This window comes from Amycolatopsis regifaucium (assembly GCF_001613935.1).
Classification (GTDB): Bacteria; Actinomycetota; Actinomycetes; order Mycobacteriales; family Pseudonocardiaceae; genus Amycolatopsis; species Amycolatopsis regifaucium.
The window spans coordinates 101686-117576 of sequence record NZ_LQCI01000012.1 but is presented as its reverse complement, the minus strand read 5'-3'; the positions used below and the strand labels follow the sequence as shown (position 1 = coordinate 117576).

The window sequence follows — 15891 nt, the reverse complement described above, 5'->3', positions numbered from 1 at the left end:
TCAGCGGGGCCGGAGAGCGCCTCAGGTCTCCGGTCCGCGCTGCTCGGCCTGTTCGTGCGCGATCAGCTCGTTGAGCCAGCGCACCTCCCGTTCACTGGACTCCAGCCCGAGCCGGTGCAGCTCACGGGTGTAGCGGTCGATTTTCTCCTCGGCCCGCGCCATTGCCGCCCGAAGTCCTTCTCGGCGTTCCTCGACCCGACGACGGCGGCCTTCCAGGATTCGCATCCTGACGTCGGCCGGTGTCCTCGAAAAGAACGCCAGGTGGACGCCGAAGCCTTCGTCGTCCCACGTCTGCGGCCCGGCGTCGCCGAGCAGTTCGGCGAACCGCTCCTTGCCCTCGGCGGTGAGCTTGTACACACGCTTGCCCCGGCGTGCCCACGCCCGGTCTTCCACCTCTTCGAGCTCCTCGACGAGGTAACCGGCGCGAAGCAGCCGACGCAGTGTCGGGTACAGCGAGCCGTACGAGAACGTCCGGAACATCCCGAGCGTCTCGTGCAAACGTTTGCGCAGCACGTAACCGTGCATGGGGGTCTCGTGCAGCAGCCCCAAGATCGCGAGCTCGAGCACACCGCACCCCCTTCCGGGAACAAACCGCGACCGGTCACGTTGGCCACCGAGACCGGCTCGGTCAACCTACCGGCCCACTATATCGCGCCGATACATCGAAGTGGTGTAGCTAACCCGATCAGGGCACTCGCCAACCGGACGAAATTCACCGGAGAGTTATCGAATTCCCGGCGTGTCCGGATGCGCGAACGCCGTCCGGCCGAGAACGGGACGTGGACCACACAGCAAGAGCCCGTACTCTGTTGGCGTGCGAAACCAGCGGCAGGTCGTGGACTACGCCTTACAGCGGCGCGCGCTGCTGAAGGGCGTCCACTCCGGACGGGTCGGCACATACGACGTCTGCGACGCGGGTCCGTACCTCCTGCGGGCCGCGAAATTCCACGGACGACCAGGTGAGCAGGACTGCCCGGTCTGTCATCGGGAGGAACTGACCCTGGTGTCCTGGGTCTACGGCGACGAGCTGAAGCACGTCGCCGGATCTGCCAAGACGCCGGAAGAACTGGTGCGGATGGATGGGCTCTTCGCGGAGTTCACCGTCTACGAGGTCGAGGTCTGCCGGAGCTGTCACTGGAACCACCTGGTGCGCTCCTACGTCCTCGGAACAGGAGATCCGGGAAGCACCCGGCCACGGACCCGGTCGCAGAGGACAGCGGGTCGGTGACAGGTATCGAAATCGCAGTTGAGCACAGAGCGGCGTACCCCGAAGCGCCGGTCTGGGAGGCCCATTCGTGAACGACGAACGCAACCGCTCCTGGCCTGGCCAGGAGCCTGATGCACCTCGCCGTGCCCAATGGCCGGGCGAAGAGGACGGACCCGGCTGGCCGGGCGAGGAACCCCCGCGCCGTCCCCAGCGCCGGACACCCCCCAACGGCGGCCCCCGCTCGGCCGCACCTCGGTCCCCGCGGCCACGTTCCTCGGACCCACACCCTTCCGATCCTCAATGGCCCGGCGGTGACGGTGGCGGTCCGGAGTGGCCCTCCGACGACGAACCCCGCCGCCCCGCACCCCGCGCCAACGGCATGCCCCCGCGCAGGCCGGGCCCCCCGCCGCCCGGTGGTCGTTCCGCCGGAGCCCAGCGTTCCCAGCAGGGTGCCGCCGGTCACCGGCCGCCTCCGCCCGGCAACCGCCGTCCTCCCGCTCCGCCGCCCGCCGAGCAGGCGACCGCGCTGGTCCGCCCGGTCGAGCCGGATCCGTACGAGCGTGAACCGGACCTCATCACGCACCACGCCCACAACGGCACCGAAGACCCGTACGACGATCGCTATGACGATCGTCACGAAAGCACACCGCTCGGGGCCGAGGGTGACGAGCCGTACGACGAAGAGCCCGCCGAGGACGAAGACGGCGACAAGAACAAGACCCTCACGCCGAAGCAGCGCAAGAAGCGCCGTTGGAAGATCATCCGACGGGTGCTCTACGCGATGTTCGGCCTGTTCGTGGTGGTCCCGGCGATCGCGTTCGTCATCACCTACTTCCTGGTGGACGTCCCGTCGCAGGAAAGCGTCGCGAGTCTGCAGAGCCAGCCGATCACGCTGACGTATGCCGACGGCAGCCCGATGGGGAAGATCGCGCCCGCCAGCGGCGGCAGCCGGTACCTGCTGAAGCCGGGTGAGATCCCGGACGTGGTGAAGCACGCCGTGTACGCCGCCGAGGACTCGTCGTTCGAAACCAACTCCGGCTTCGACGTCGGCGGCATCCTGCGCGCGGTCTACAACAACGTCACCGGCGGCCAGGGCGGCGGTTCGACGATCTCCCAGCAGTACATCAAGAAGGCCACGGCCAACGAGGCGCCGACGCTCACCCGTAAATGGACCGAGCTGGCCAAGTCCTTCAAGATGAACAACCAGATGTCCAAAGAGGAGATCATCACCGCCTACCTCAACACCATCTACTTCGGCCGCGGCGCGAACGGCATCGAAGCGGCCGCGCAGGCCTACTTCAAGAAGCCCGCGAAGGAGCTCAGCTCCTCCGAAGCCGCTCTGCTGGCCGGCCTGATCCAGGGGCCGAGCCGGTCCGAGAACGACGCCTACGCGCAGCGGCGGTGGAACTTCGTGATGGACCAGATGGTGGCGAACAACTGGCTGCCCGCCGCCGAACGCGCGGCCGCGACCTACCCGAAGCCGATCCCGAAGGCACAGGCGAAGGCCGACGACGCCGGAACGCTGAGCCTGCACATCCGCAACCGGGTGATCGACGAGCTCGAAGCCCGCGGTTACGACCAGGACAGGCTCCACCAGGGCGGCTTCAAGATCACCACGACGATCGATCCCAAGGCGCAGAAGATGGCCGAGGAGTCCGTCGCCGAGGGGATGAAGGGCCAGACCGACGAGAACATCCTGAACGCGCTGGTCGCGGTCGATCCCAAGACGGGCGGCGTGGTCGCCTACTGGGGCGGCCCGGACTGGACGAAGAACGAGCAGGGCCAGGACGTGCAGGCCCACGACTGGGCGAACGTCCCGCACAACCCGGGTTCGGCGTTCAAAGCCTTCGACCTCGCCGCCTGGCTCAAGATGGGCAAGGGGCTCGGCGAGACCTTCGACGGGTCCAACAACCGGAAGTTCGACGTCGGCGGCGGCAACTACCGCACGATCAAGAACGCGGGCGAGAGCGCCAACTGCGGCACCCAGTGCACGGTCGCCGAGGCGATGAAGGTCTCCGCGAACACCGTGTTCTACGACATGGTGATCAACAAGACGAAGGTCGACCCGGTGGCGAAGGCCGCGAAGGAAGCGGGCGTGGAGACGGCGGACGAGGGCGGGACTTCGATCCTCTACCCCGACATCAACATCGCGCTCGGCGGTGGTCGCACGGTGACCACCGCGGAGGACATGGCCGCCGGATTCGCCACGTTCGCCGGTGAAGGCGTCCGGCAGAAGCAGCACTTCGTCGCCAAACTGACCAACTCCCAGGACGAGGTCGAGTTCGACGAGACGGCTCCCAAGGGCACCCCCGCCTTCAGCGATGACGCAGACAAGAGCAAGCAGATCGCCGGCAACGTCACGGACGCGCTCGAGGAGGTCGTCCCGTACTCGAAGCTGAAGTGCCCGTCGGGTCACGATTGCGCCGGCAAGACCGGGACCCAGCAGTACGACTTCAAGGACAGCGACCCGGCGAGCTATCGCGACCGCAACGCGCAGACCTGGATGGTGGGCTACACACCGTCCATCTCGACCGCGGTGTGGGTCGGCGGCGACGGCAACAAGCCGCTGCACGACAAGAACAACAAGCCGATCTACGGCCGGACGATCGCCGGCCCGATCTGGGAAGACTTCATGTCCCGGTACCTGACCGGGAAGCCGGCGGAGAAGTTCGGCAAGGTCAAGCCCATCGGCAAGGACGCCCGCACGGTGGTGACGACCACGGCGCAGAAGCCGCCGGAGAAGTCGACTCCTCCGCCGGAGACGACCTCGTCGACTCCGCCGCCGCCCACCTCCACCGAGCCGACGGAGACGACGCCGACGAAACCCACCAAGCCGACGAAGCCGCCATGGTCTCGTCCGGGGCCGGGAACCTCCGATCCGTTGTTCCCGAACACCGGGGACCCCTGACCGGGCGAAAACGACTGAAGAAGGTGTGCCGACCGAGCCTGGCACACCTTCTTTTCGCCGTACCCGATGAACCTGAACGGATCTGACACGTCTTCTCCAGAAGGAGACCTGCGACCGCAGGACCGCGCTCACCACGGAAAGGTTCGGAGGACGTCCAAGTGAACGACGATCCCCACGGCGGATGGCCAGGTCAGGACCCTGACCCCGCACGTCGTCCGCAACGCCCGGCCGGACCGCCCCGTCGTCCCGCGGGCCCGCCTCCGGGCCACGGACAGCGACCGGGCGCCCACCAGCAAGGTCCCGGGCAAGCGCCGTGGCAACGGCAGCAGGGGCCGCCCCAGCAGCCGCCGCCGCGACGTTCGCAGCGACCACCGGTCGCGCCGCAGCACGAGCCGGACCTCATCACGCATCACGAGCACAACGGCACAGAGCACCGGTACGACGCCGACCGCGGCTACGAAGAGCCGTACGACGACGACCGGCCCGGCCAGGAGACCGACGAGGACGGCAAGCCCGTCCTCACCCCGGCGCAACGCAAGAAGCGCAAGTGGAGACGGATCCGGCGGGTGCTGCTCGCGCTGTTCTGCCTGTTCTTCGTCATCCCGGCGATCGCGTTCGTGATCACCTACTTCCTCGTCGACGTCCCGTCGCCGCAGGCCGTCGCGGCCACGCAGGGCCAGGCGGTGACCTACTACTACGCCGACAACACCGAGATGGGCAAGGACGTGCCCAAGGGCGGCAACCGGCAGATTTTGACGCCGGAGCAGATCCCGGACATCGTCAAGAAGGCCGTCATCGCCACCGAGGACGCCTCCTTCGAGACGAACTCCGGTTTCGACATCGGCGGCATCCTGCGCGCGATCTACAACCAGGTGACCGCGGGCAAGGGCGGTGGTTCGACCATCTCCCAGCAGTACATCAAGGTCGCCAGCGGGGATGACGAATCGTCGCTCTCCCGTAAATGGACCGAACTCGCCAAGTCCTTCAAAATGAACCAGACGTACGAGAAGAAGGACATCATCTCGGCGTACCTGAACATCATCTACTTCGGGCGTGGCGCATACGGGATCGAGTCGGCCGCGCAGGCGTTCTTCGGCAAGCCCGCCGGCGAGCTGAACGCGTCCGAGGCGGCGCTGCTCGCGGGGCTCATCCAGCAGCCCGGCCGCTCGGAGAACCCGAAGGTCGCGAACGACCGGTGGACCGTGGCGCTGAACCGCATGGTGCAGAACGGTTTCCTCTCCGCCGCGGATCGCGCGAACCTTCAGTTCCCGACGCCGATCCCGCAAGAGGACAAGCAGCAGGCCGGGGTGGTCAACCCGTTCATCCGCGACAAGGTCAAGGAAGAACTGGCCGCGAACGGCATCACCGCCGACGTCTATTACCGGGGCGGTTACAAGGTCTACACGACCATCGACCCGAAGGCGCAGGCCGCGGCCGAGCAGGCGGTGGCCGACGGGATGAAGGGCCAGACCGACGAGAACCTGCTCAACGCGCTCGTCGCGATCGACCCCAAGACCGGGGGCGTGAAGGCGTACTACGGCGGCCCTTCCATCGTGAAGGGGCCCGACGGCAAGGATCAAAAGGGCCGGGACTGGGCGAACACGCCACAGAACCCCGGCTCGTCGATGAAGCCGTTCGACCTCACCGCGTACCTGCAGCTCGGCAAGGGCGGCATCAACTCGACGTTCGACGGATCCAACAACCGGCAGTTCGGGAAGCAGACGATCCGGAACGCCGGTCCCGGCAGTTCCTGTTCGGCACAGTGCACGGTGTCCGAGGCGATGCAGCGCTCGGCGAACACTGTGTTCTACGACATGGTCGTGAACGTGACCAAGCCGGGCCCGGTGGCGCAGGCCGCCAAGGACGCCGGGGTCAAACCCGCGCCCGACGGCGCCTCCGAACTGTTCGCCGACAACAACATCGCGCTCGGCGGTGGCAAGACGGCCGTCAGCCCGGAGGACATGGCCGCCGCGTACGCGACTTTCGCGGGCGATGGCCAGCGACGGGACAGGCACTTCGTCGCCAAGGTGACCAACTCGCAGGACGAAGCCGCGTACTCCGCTCCGGAAGAGGCGAAGCCCGCGTTCTCCGACGACGCCGACAAGAGCAAGCAGATCGCCGGCAACGTCACCGAGTCGCTCAAGGGGGTCATCCCGTTCTCGAAGCTCAAGTGCCCCAATGGCCACGAGTGCGCGGGCAAGACCGGGACCCAGCAGCACACCTACCGTCCGGGCGAGCCCGCGTCGGCGAAGGACTCGAACTCGCAGACCTGGATGGTCGGCTACACGCCGTCGATCTCGGCCGCGGTCTGGGTCGGCGGCGACGGTGACAAGCCGCTGAAGGGCAAGAACGGCAAGGCGATCTTCGGTTCGACGATCGCCGGGCCGATCTGGCAGAAGTTCATTTCCCTGTACCTGAACGGGAAGCCGGGCGAGCGCTTCGACAAGGTCAAGATCATCGGCGGGGACGACAACCCCAACAACGTCCCATCGACGCAAGCCCCGCCGGACGAAAACGAGGACCCGGGCGGCGAGACCGGTACTCCGTCGACCGGCCCGTCGACAGGGTCGTCTTCGCGGAACGAGGAACCGCCGTCCAGCTCGCGGAACCCACCGTCGTCCAGTGAGAACAACGGCGAAGAGAGCGGTGGCAACGGTCCCGGCCGTGGCGGCGGCAGAGGCGACAACGGATAGCTAGAGGGTGACGACGCGCTTTTCGGCACCGGAAAGGTGAGCGGCCTCGATGACCCGGAGCGCCTCCACGGCGGAGACGGGATCGACCGGGAAGCTGCCCTTGCCGAGAAGCGCGTCGCGCACCTGGGCGTAGAAGTCCTCGTAACGGCCGACCTCGGTGGGCACGGTCTCGACGTCGTCGTTCACGCCGAGCCGACCGGCGTCCGATGCCGGTTCCACGCCCCAGCCGGGATCGCCGGGCCGCAGCCCGTCCTTGATCTGCGGCTCTTGGACGTCGAGGCCGTACTTCGTGAACGTCGCCTTGTCGCCGAGCACGCGGAACCGCGGGTTCCGGGTTCCCGCGAGCGCCGACGCCCACAGGTGCGAGCGCACACCGTTGGTGTGGTGAAGGGCGACGAAGACGTCGTCGTCGACCGACACTCCGGCACGCCGCTTGTCGACCTCCGCGTAGACCTCGGCGACCGGTCCGAACAGCTGCAACGCCTGGTCGACGATATGCGCGCCGAGGTCGTAGAGCAGCCCGCCCGCCTCGGCGGGGTCACCGAACTCCCGCCAGTTGTCCCGCGGTTCCGGCACCCATCGGTCGTAGCGTGATTCGAAGCGGAAGACGGCGCCGAGGCGGCCGGCGTCGATGAGCTTTCGCACGGTGAGGAAGTCCGAGTCGAACCGGCGGTTCTGGAACACCGTCAAGCCGACGCCCTTGGCCTTCGCGGCTTCGACGACCTTCGCCGCTTCGGCCGCCGTCGGCGCGAAGGGCTTGTCGACGACGACTGGCAGCCCTGCTTCGATCGCCTGGAGTGCGAGCGGGCCGTGCGTGCGGTTCGGCGTGCTGACCACGACCAGATCCAGTTCACCGGCCTTCGCGAACAACGCGTCCGCGTCCGGCAGCACCTCCGCGTCCGGATAGTCGGCGCCTGCCTGCTCGACCCGTTCCGGATTCGAGGTGACGATCGCGGCCGGGGTCAGCCCCGGCGTCGCGTTGATCAGCGGGGCGTGGAAGACGCGCCCGCCGATGCCGTATCCGAAGATCCCCACTCGCAAGTCAGCCATGACACTATTAAACAACAGTGTTGCGTAATCGGCCACTCGTGGCAGGATGCGCGCTATGCCGGAGACCGGGGTCAATCTGCGCGGCCTGCGCCAGCACAACCGCGCGCTGCTGCTCACGCACATCCTGCGCGCGGGCGGCCTCAGCCGCGTCGAACTCGCCGAACGCACCCGCCTCACCCAGCAGGCCGTCTCGAAGATCGTCCCCGAACTGCTCGACGCCGGCCTGCTCGACGAGGAGCGCCAACCCGCCTCCGGGGTCGGCAAGCCGCGCACGCTGCTGCGTGTCCGCGCGGACGCCCGGCACGCGCTCGGCGCCCAGCTCGACCGCGACTCCTTCCGAGTGCTCAGGACCGACCTGACCGGGAAGATCATCGCGTCGGAGGGTGGCGGGCTGCCGCCGGGATTCAGCCCTGACCAGGCCGTTTCCGCACTCGCCGAAGCGACCGAAACGCTGCTTGACGGCGTCGAGCGCGAACGCGTGCTCGGCCTCGGTGTCGGCGCCGTCGGACCGCTAGACCACCGCGAAGGTGTCGTCCGGGACGCCACGAACATGCCGGGCTGGCACCACGTCCCCCTGCGCGACCTGCTCGCGAAACGCACCGGAGTGCCCGTGCGGCTCGACAAGAACACCAACGCCGCCGCGTTCGCCCAGCACTGGCCCGAGGGCGACCGAACCGCGACCGCCGTCGTGCTCGTCGGCACCGGGATCGGCGTCGGCCTGCTGATCGACGGCAAGCTGTACCGCGGACCCCGGACCAACGCCGGCGAGTTCGGGCACACGACACTCGCCTTCGACGGGCCGCGCTGCGCTTGCGGACGCCGCGGCTGCGTCGAGGTGCTGCACAACGCGGCCGCGACCACGGAGGAGGCGGCGGGCCTGCTGGGGACCGGGCTCGCCGACCTCGTCCAGATCCTCGACCTCGAACGCGTGGTCCTGACCGGCCGCGCGGTCCGCGCCGAGCCGGAGAGCTACCGCGACACCGTCGCCGCGCGGCTGCGAGAACTGCTGCCTTTGCCGCACTGGCAACGGATCCAGGTCGATCTCGACGAGATGGGCGACGACGTCGTCGCGTTCGGGGCGGCGGCCGAGGTGCTGGCCGGGTTCTACGACAGCGGCGACATCACCGGATGGTCACCCGGTTAGGCGCTAACATCCGCCACGTGTCCGACCAGACGACCCCGCCGGAGCCCGAGGCCCCGCTCTCCCTCACCCCGGGCGAACGGGTCATCCCGAGCTGGAACGAACCGCTCGTGGCCACGGCCACCCGGCCGATCGGTGGGCCGCTCGGCGAGCACGCTGCCGTAGGACGGCACTGGTTCTGGTCACCGCAGCGAGTCGGGCTGCTGCTGGCCTGCCTCGCGCTGCTGCTGTCGTGGTTCGGCAAGGCGTCCTGCATCCAGCAGTACACCGACGACTCCGGGATGAACCAGCTCGACTGGCGGGCGGGCCGCCCGTTCGTCGCGATGTGCTACTCGGACATCATCCCGCTCTACAGTTCCGAGCGGCTGAACAATCCGGACACCTTCCCGTACGTGACTTCGTGGACCGAGAACGCGGGCACGGTGAAGGAGACCACGCGGTACATGGAGTACCCGGTCGCGACCGGGCTGTTCCAGTGGATCAACGCGAAGCTCACCGAAGCGTGGCTTTCGGTCGCGGAATCGGGCTGGCTGCCCGGCGCGCTCCCGGTCGCCGTCTACTTCAACATCTCCGCGCTCTGGCTCGCGCTGGCCTGGCTGGTGACGGTGTGGGCGACCGGCCGGTCGTTGAAACGCCGCCCGTGGGACGCCGCCCTGGTGGCGATCTCGCCGCTGGTGCTGGTGCACACGTTCACCAACTTCGACGCGATCGCGACCGCGTTCACCGCGACCGCGCTGCTCGCCTGGGCCCGGCGGCGGCCGGAGGTCGCGGGTTTCCTGCTGGGCCTCGGCGCGGCGGCGAAGCTGTATCCGCTGCTTCTGCTCATCCCGCTGTTCTTCCTGTGCCTGCGCGCGGGCAAGGTCAAACAGTGGGCGCTCACCGCCGGGCTCGCCGCGGTGACGTTCGTGGTGGTCAACGTCCCGTTCGCGCTCGCCGCACCCACCGGCTGGTGGGAGTTCTTCCGGCTCAACACCGTGCGTCCGATGGATCCGGATTCGCTCTACAACGTGATCTCCCACCTGTCCGGGTGGACCGGTTTCGACGGCAAGCTCGCCACCGGCGAAACGCCGGTCGTGCTCAACACCGTCGTCGCGCTGTTGTTCCTCGCCGCTTGCGTCGGCATCGGGTACATCGCGCTGAAGGCGCCGCGACGGCCGCGGCTCGGCCAGCTCGCCTTCCTCGTGGTGGCCGCGTTCCTGCTGACCAACAAGGTGTGGAGCCCGCAGTACTCGCTGTGGCTGGTGCCCTTGGCGGTGCTCGCGATCCCGCGCTGGCGGTTGCTGCTCGGCTGGATGCTCATCGACGCGCTGGTCTGGGCGCCGCGGATGATGTACTACCTCGGCGTCGACAACAAGGGGCTGCCCGAGGACTGGTTCCTCGGCACCGTCGTGGTCCGCGACCTCGCGGTGATCGGCCTGTGTGCGCTGGTGATCCGCGAGATCTACCGGCCACGCACAGACCTCGTCCGCCTCGCCGGGGACGACGATCCGGTGGGTGGCTTCCTCGACGGCGCGCCGGACGCTAAGCGCGTTTCAACACCTCAGGCCCAGGGCGCTCCAGCCTGAGCCGCTTGCCGAAGTCCTCCGCGCCGAAGTCCTCGATCTGGACGACGACCTCGTCAGGCGAGGTCTCGACCAGGCGGCAGGCGAACCAGTCGTCACCGTGTTTGACCGACCAGCGGTCGGCGAGGACGGCCAGCCCTTCCGCCTCCAGCAACGCGACGGAGTCGTCGAAGGCGGCCGGTCCGCCGAGCGGGTAGCCGAAAACGGTCAGTGCCTGCCAACGCGCGGCAGCAGCGTCCCGGGCGGGGACGACGTAGCCGACGTGCTCGCCGTCCTCCGCCCGGTACACGGTTCGATGCTTGCTCATGCCGATCAGGTTCGACCCTCCCGCGGCGTGAGGGTCAAGCCGATTCAGCGCACGGTGTAGCCGCCCTCACTGGTCCGAAAGAACGGAACCGGTCCGGTGCAGGGCAGGACGTCCTGCTCGATCGAGCCGTAAGCCCAGCTCCAGCCGATCCAGTCGTGACCGCGCGGTTCGTCACGTACCGAGAAGCCGACTCGGCGGCCGACGACGTTCACCGGGAGCCCGGGAATGTCCGCGCGTTCGATCACGCCGGTCACCATGGCGAGCTCACCGGCGCGCGCGACGCAGTCGACCCGGCCGTCGAAGTCGGCCACGAGCTTCCCCGCCACGGACAAGTGATTCACGTGGAACCGGCCAGAGGACTTCCCAGGCTCGCCGAAAGCCGCGAAGTCGAACCGAACGGGCTCGCCCTCGTAACCGGGGAAGGTCAGCGGGCCTCCCGCCGAGCCCACGACGACCGACCCGGACGGCGAAGCCGCCGTCGCCTGCGTCGCCCCCGACGTTCCCGCGACGACGGCCAGCACCGCGACCGCGGCGATCTTCGACTTGATGTTCATGGCTTCCCCTCCGATACCGGGTGTTTCCCGGTCGAGGTCGAGCCTCGCGGTATCCGCGCGGACGGACTTCCCGCTCGAGAGGGAACGAACTCCCACCTGGGTAGCCTGCGCGCATGGCCTTCCACCTGGCGCACGGCACAGTCGTGTACCGCACCACGACGCTGCACGGATACTCCGCGATCGTCATGGTCGAGCGTTACGCGCGGGGCCGGTGGGAGCTGGCGGCGGAGCTGCCACGCGACACCGAGGAGATCACCGACATCACCGCGCGGGAGAAGCTGGGTGAGGCCGTCGACGAGCCCAGCGCGTTCGCCGGCGCACCGGACGAAAGCGGCGCCGGTGGATTGCACGCGCGGCTGGCTCAGCTCGATTCGATGATCGACACCACGGTGGCCTGGCTGCGGACGAGCGCTGTCGGCACCGACACCGAACTGGCGTGGGCGCGCTACCAGTCGTCGGATCACGACTACGAACTCGACACCAGGGAAGCCTTGCGCGACGCCGCCTCGCTCGTCTCGCAGATGGTCAGGCACCGCGACACCCTCGCGGCGCGCGCCGAGACGCGGCGCCGGAAGCGCGAGGAAGAGAACGCCGACTGACGCGATCAGTCCTCTAAATGCGGTGGGGCGTCACCGCCGTGAACGCATTCAGAGGACTAATTGCGCGGGGTGGGGTCAGGCGGAGGCGACGCGTTCGCGGACGTAGGCGATGTCCGCGGCCTGGCCGCCGGCCGGGGTCTCGACGACCACCGGGGCGCCCGCCTCGGCCGCGACCGCGGCCAGCACCTCGGGGTCGATCGTGCCGTCGCCACCGACGACGTTGGCGTGCCGGTCACGGGTGGAGCCGAATTCGTCGCGCGAGTTGTTGAGGTGCACCAGGTCGATCCGGCCGGTGATGGCCTTGACCTTCTTGACCGCCTCGGTCAGGTCCCAGCCCGCCGCGTACGCGTGGCAGGTGTCGAAACAGAAACCCGCGCCGAATTCCCCGACCTTGTCCCAGAGCCGGGCGATCGTGTCGAGATCCCGGGTCATCGCGTTGTCGCCGCCCGCGGTGTTCTCGATCAGGATCGGCACGGCGAAGCCGCCCTTCTCCTGTTCACGCTCGAAGAGCTTGCGCCAGTTGACGAGGCCTTCTTCGACGTCTTCCGCGGAACCGACGTGGCCGCCGTGCACGACAAGCCCCTTCGCGCCGATCTCGGCCGCGCCGTTCGCGTGCTGCGTGACGTTCTTCCGCGAGGGGATGCGGATGCGGTTGTTCATCGACGCCACGTTGATCAAATACGGCGAATGGATGTACACCTCGACCGGCGACTCTTTGATCGCTTCGCCGTGCGGGTGGGGTTTCGGAGCCTTCCAGCCCTGCGGGTCCGAAAGGAAGAACTGGAGGACCTCGGCGTCGCGTTCGGCGACTGCGGATAGGGGGTCGTCGTCGCGGACATGGGCACCGATTTTCATGCCAGCAAAATACTCTGGGCGAATTCTTTCCCGGCGCGCCCCGGGCCGTCACGCTCGTGGGGTAGCGTGAACGCGTTCTGTGAAAACCGCGTTGGGTCTTGAGGGGCGGAGGACGAACTCGATGGGGAAGACTGCCGGGCGGATCACGGTTTGGGGATTCGCACTCTCGGTGTCGGCCGGGCTCGCGTTCCCGACGATCGCGATGGCCGCGGAGGGACCGAATCCGACCCTTTCCGGCGACTGCGCCACCACGCTGCAGAACGGACAGTCCGGCAACGGCCTCGTGCTCGACGCGGGCGCTCCGCTGAACTCGCCCGAGGCGTTGACCGTCGGGCTCGATTCGAAGGCCAAGACCGCCAAGGGCCGCAAGCCGCTGCTCTCGCTGCCGGTCGGCGACATCGTGAAGGCGACCGGCCTCACCGACAACGCGGTCGGCGACCTCGCCGCGAAGGGGGTCTGCCCCCCTGTGCAGGGCACCGTCAACGCGGTCGGCAACCTGACACAGAACGTGGCCCCCGACCTTCCGGATCTTCCGAGTCCGGACCCGGAAGATCCCCCCAAGGATCCCAAGCCGCCGCAGCAGCCCCAACCCCAACCCCAGCCCCAACCCCAGCCGCAGCCCCCGAAGCCGGCGCCGGGCCAGCCCGGCGGTCCGGGTAGCGAACTCCCGATCGAAACCGGTCCGGGTTCCTCCACCGGCATCAGTGGCGACTCGATCTCCGGCGTGATCAGCAACGCCGCGCTGCTTCCCGGCAACTTCGTCCAGGCGCCGGTGATCACCGAGATCATCCCCGGCGAGGTGCCGCCGCCCACCGTCGACGAGAAGGACACCGGCAGCGCGCAGGCCATCCAGGCGCCGGTCGCCCCGGCCAAGCTGCCGCTGCTGCTCGCGGTGCTGGCGCTGGCCGTCGTCGCCGCGGCCCTCGTCCGTGCCTGGTTGCGGGGCAAGCCCGCCTGATCTCACCCTCGGTGACGCCCACTTCCACTCGAATGCCTCATCTCTTCGGGTGAGCGGGCGTTACTCGTCTCCCTTAGCGTCGTTGTGCAGGTAGGTGAACCCGACGACGGAGGAGTCGAAGGCATGCGCGAACGGACACGGAGGGCGACGGCCCTGGGTGCTTCGGCCTTCATTCTCGCGGGCTCGGCCGCCCTCGCCATGCCGGGTACGGCCGCCGCCGCCGAGACCAAGACCGCCGCCTGCGGTGGATCGGTGACCGCGAAGACCGGTGACACGATCCTCGGCAAGACGCCACTGCTCGGCATTCCGCTCAACCTCGGCCAGGCCGGTCCGGTCTCCGGCGTGCTCACCGGCACGATCAACGCTCTGCTCGGCACGGTCTGCAAGGTGACGGTGACCGTGGTGAACACGGTGGTCGCGCCGGTCCCGGTCGTCGGCGAGCCCGCCGCGGAGGCACTGAACGGCGCCGTCACGGGCACCACCCAGGCGCTGACCGGCGGCGGCCAGAAGGCTCCCGGCGCCCAGCCCGCTCCCGGGAAACCGGCCCCCGGCACCGGCGCCCCGCAGCAGGGCGGCTCCGGCGGCACTCCGGCGCAGGGCGGCAGTCCGGCGAGCGGCCCCGGTATCCCGGCCGCGAACAGCCCGCTGCTGCCCGGCACCTTCACGCCGAATTTCGGCGGCCTGCCCTGGGGCATCAGCACGGGCTACGCCCCGATGCGCGACTACAGCTCCATCCCGATGGCGACAGCCGGGCTCTTCAGCCCTTCGCCCGGGCTGCGCTACGGCAGCCAGATCCCCGGTTACGCGCCGCAGTTCGGCATCGCGGCCGAAGGCGAGAACGGCACCGCGAACCCGGATGTCCACACCGCGGGACAAGCCGAAGCGCTACCGAACGTGAGCGACGGCTTCACTCAGGACGGGAAACTTCCGCTGCTGCTCGCCGTTTTGGCACTCTCCGGAGTCAGCGCGGGGCTGGTCCGGACCTGGGTACTCCGCCGAATGGCCGCTTCACGTTAGTCCTACCGCCTAGTATCTTTCTGCTCACTCTCTCGTTATCCCCGGTGGCTGTGCTTTTTTCGCTGACGAAAACCTGATGCACCGCCACACGCCCCCACCGACCCCGGAGGATCGCGCTCGTGCGGAAGACCACCATCTGGCAGACCACCCGCAAGGCGCTCACCGTCTCCGCACTAGCGGCCATGGTCACCGGCGGCGCGTTACTGGCGGGCGGCACCGCCTCGGCCGCGACCACGCTGGCGAACGCGTGCGGCGGCACCGTCAACGGCGGGATCGGCGACACCGTCGCGATCACCGGCTCCTCGGTCAAGGAACTGGTGCGCGCCGGCGCGAGGGAAGCGGGCACGCTGGCCCTCTACGACGTCGCCGCGAACGACATCGCCAAGGTCAACACCATCTCCGTCGGCACGATCCCGAACGCCGCGGGCGGCTCGGTCCAGGGTGAGGCCATCGGCGCGGCCGTGCGGCAGGCGGTCAAGAACACCAAGTCCTGGGGCCTCGGGCTCGACCCCGAGAAGACCCTCGACTCCATCAAGCACAAGGTCGCCGGAAGCTGCGGCCTGACCACGGTCGCCACGAACTACGTCGCGCCCGCGCTGCCGACCCCGGGCACCACCGGCCCGCAGCAGGGCGGCACCGGCGGCGGCACCCACGCGCTGCCGTCCACCCCGAACCTGCTCCCCGGCGGCAGCAACAACGGCACCGGTCACGCCCCGCCGCGCGACTACGGCAACCTGCCGGTCGCGCAGCCGGGTGTCGCGGTGGCGCCGGGCGTGCGCTACCCGGCCAACAGCCCGCTCCCCGGCGAGGGCGCCCCGCAGTACGGCCTTCCCGGCGAGGGCCAGGCCGGGCAGGGTCCGGACGTCCGCAACGCGGGCAACGCCGAAGCGCTCGCGACCGACGGCATGCCCGGCGACGTCCAGCTGCCGATGCTGCTCGCGGTGCTCGTGCTCGCCGGCGTGACCGCCGCGCTGGTCCGTACCTGGGTCCTCCGCCGCGTCTCCTGACGCCCGTTCGGGACCGGTGTGAAGCCGCCAGGT

General features: G+C 68.8%; 14 protein-coding genes. 9 read left to right on the top strand and 5 right to left on the bottom strand.

The features are described 5' to 3' along the window. Positions 1 to 21: 21 nt before the first annotated feature. The gene (locus AVL48_RS15000; protein WP_061981705.1) at positions 22 to 567 is read right to left on the bottom strand and encodes a PadR family transcriptional regulator; all 546 of its coding nucleotides are present in this window, start codon (positions 565 to 567) and stop codon (positions 22 to 24) included. A gap of 247 nt (positions 568 to 814) precedes the next feature. Between AVL48_RS15000 and AVL48_RS14995 the strand changes: the two genes are divergently transcribed. The 3 genes from AVL48_RS14995 to AVL48_RS14985 all read left to right on the top strand — a co-directional run bounded on the left by AVL48_RS14995 (position 815) and on the right by AVL48_RS14985 (position 6808). Beyond that, positions 815 to 1228 (top strand): DUF5318 domain-containing protein, encoded by a 414-nt coding sequence (locus AVL48_RS14995; RefSeq protein WP_061981704.1) that lies wholly within the window; start codon positions 815 to 817, stop codon positions 1226 to 1228. Positions 1229 to 1733: 505 nt separating this feature from the next. Continuing rightward, entirely contained in the window at positions 1734 to 4115 is a 2382-nt protein-coding gene (locus AVL48_RS14990; protein ID WP_082857659.1) for a transglycosylase domain-containing protein, read from the top strand. Between the two features lie 158 nt (positions 4116 to 4273). After that, on the top strand, positions 4274 to 6808 hold the full coding sequence (locus tag AVL48_RS14985; RefSeq protein WP_061981702.1) for a transglycosylase domain-containing protein: 2535 nt from the start codon (positions 4274 to 4276) through the stop codon (positions 6806 to 6808). On the opposite strand, the gene AVL48_RS14980 is transcribed toward AVL48_RS14985, so the two are convergent. Continuing rightward, the gene (locus AVL48_RS14980; protein WP_074038275.1) at positions 6809 to 7858 is read right to left on the bottom strand and encodes a Gfo/Idh/MocA family oxidoreductase; all 1050 of its coding nucleotides are present in this window, start codon (positions 7856 to 7858) and stop codon (positions 6809 to 6811) included. It abuts the gene before it with no gap. 55 nt (positions 7859 to 7913) lie between these two features. Between AVL48_RS14980 and AVL48_RS14975 the strand changes: the two genes are divergently transcribed. Both AVL48_RS14975 and AVL48_RS14970 read left to right on the top strand, forming a co-directional pair. Then, positions 7914 to 9002 (top strand): ROK family transcriptional regulator, encoded by a 1089-nt coding sequence (locus tag AVL48_RS14975; RefSeq protein WP_061981700.1) that lies wholly within the window; start codon positions 7914 to 7916, stop codon positions 9000 to 9002. A gap of 17 nt (positions 9003 to 9019) precedes the next feature. Continuing rightward, positions 9020 to 10564, top strand: coding sequence for a glycosyltransferase family 87 protein (locus AVL48_RS14970; protein WP_082857646.1), 1545 nt, complete (start codon positions 9020 to 9022; stop codon positions 10562 to 10564). Here AVL48_RS14970 and AVL48_RS14965 read toward each other — a convergent pair. Together AVL48_RS14965 and AVL48_RS14960 are read right to left on the bottom strand one after the other, a co-directional pair. Next, entirely contained in the window at positions 10521 to 10868 is a 348-nt protein-coding gene (locus AVL48_RS14965; protein WP_061981698.1) for a hypothetical protein, read from the bottom strand. The two genes, AVL48_RS14970 and AVL48_RS14965, sit on opposite strands and share 44 nt — an antisense overlap. A gap of 44 nt (positions 10869 to 10912) precedes the next feature. Beyond that, the gene (locus tag AVL48_RS14960; RefSeq protein ID WP_244162614.1) at positions 10913 to 11518 is read right to left on the bottom strand and encodes a hypothetical protein; all 606 of its coding nucleotides are present in this window, start codon (positions 11516 to 11518) and stop codon (positions 10913 to 10915) included. Between the two features lie 17 nt (positions 11519 to 11535). Between AVL48_RS14960 and AVL48_RS14955 the strand changes: the two genes are divergently transcribed. Beyond that, the gene (locus AVL48_RS14955; protein ID WP_061981696.1) at positions 11536 to 12021 is read left to right on the top strand and encodes a hypothetical protein; all 486 of its coding nucleotides are present in this window, start codon (positions 11536 to 11538) and stop codon (positions 12019 to 12021) included. Positions 12022 to 12096: 75 nt separating this feature from the next. Here AVL48_RS14955 and AVL48_RS14950 read toward each other — a convergent pair whose 3' ends face one another. Continuing rightward, on the bottom strand, positions 12097 to 12876 hold the full coding sequence (locus tag AVL48_RS14950) for a deoxyribonuclease IV (RefSeq protein WP_061981695.1): 780 nt from the start codon (positions 12874 to 12876) through the stop codon (positions 12097 to 12099). A 121-nt stretch (positions 12877 to 12997) separates the two neighbouring features. Between AVL48_RS14950 and AVL48_RS14945 the strand changes: the two genes are divergently transcribed. The 3 genes from AVL48_RS14945 to AVL48_RS14935 all read left to right on the top strand — a co-directional run bounded on the left by AVL48_RS14945 (position 12998) and on the right by AVL48_RS14935 (position 15858). Next, on the top strand, positions 12998 to 13834 hold the full coding sequence (locus tag AVL48_RS14945) for a hypothetical protein (RefSeq protein WP_061981694.1): 837 nt from the start codon (positions 12998 to 13000) through the stop codon (positions 13832 to 13834). A 123-nt stretch (positions 13835 to 13957) separates the two neighbouring features. Continuing rightward, entirely contained in the window at positions 13958 to 14851 is an 894-nt protein-coding gene (locus tag AVL48_RS14940; protein ID WP_061981693.1) for a hypothetical protein, read from the top strand. Between the two features lie 119 nt (positions 14852 to 14970). Continuing rightward, positions 14971 to 15858, top strand: a complete 888-nt coding sequence (locus AVL48_RS14935; RefSeq protein ID WP_061981692.1) for a hypothetical protein — start codon at positions 14971 to 14973, stop codon at positions 15856 to 15858. Positions 15859 to 15891 lie beyond the last annotated feature (33 nt).

Bases quoted from the DNA above. Each gene is read 5' to 3' on its own strand.
- AVL48_RS14945 (WP_061981694.1), top strand. From the start codon at position 12,998: ATGGGGAAGACTGCCGGGCGGATCACGGTTTGGGGATTCGCACTCTCG.
- AVL48_RS14965 (WP_061981698.1), bottom strand. From the start codon at position 10,868: ATGAGCAAGCATCGAACCGTGTACCGGGCGGAGGACGGCGAGCACGTC.
- AVL48_RS14940 (WP_061981693.1), top strand. From the start codon at position 13,958: ATGCGCGAACGGACACGGAGGGCGACGGCCCTGGGTGCTTCGGCCTTC.
- AVL48_RS14980 (WP_074038275.1), bottom strand. From the start codon at position 7,858: ATGGCTGACTTGCGAGTGGGGATCTTCGGATACGGCATCGGCGGGCGC.
- AVL48_RS14975 (WP_061981700.1), top strand. From the start codon at position 7,914: ATGCCGGAGACCGGGGTCAATCTGCGCGGCCTGCGCCAGCACAACCGC.
- AVL48_RS14955 (WP_061981696.1), top strand. From the start codon at position 11,536: ATGGCCTTCCACCTGGCGCACGGCACAGTCGTGTACCGCACCACGACG.
- AVL48_RS14950 (WP_061981695.1), bottom strand. From the start codon at position 12,876: ATGAAAATCGGTGCCCATGTCCGCGACGACGACCCCCTATCCGCAGTC.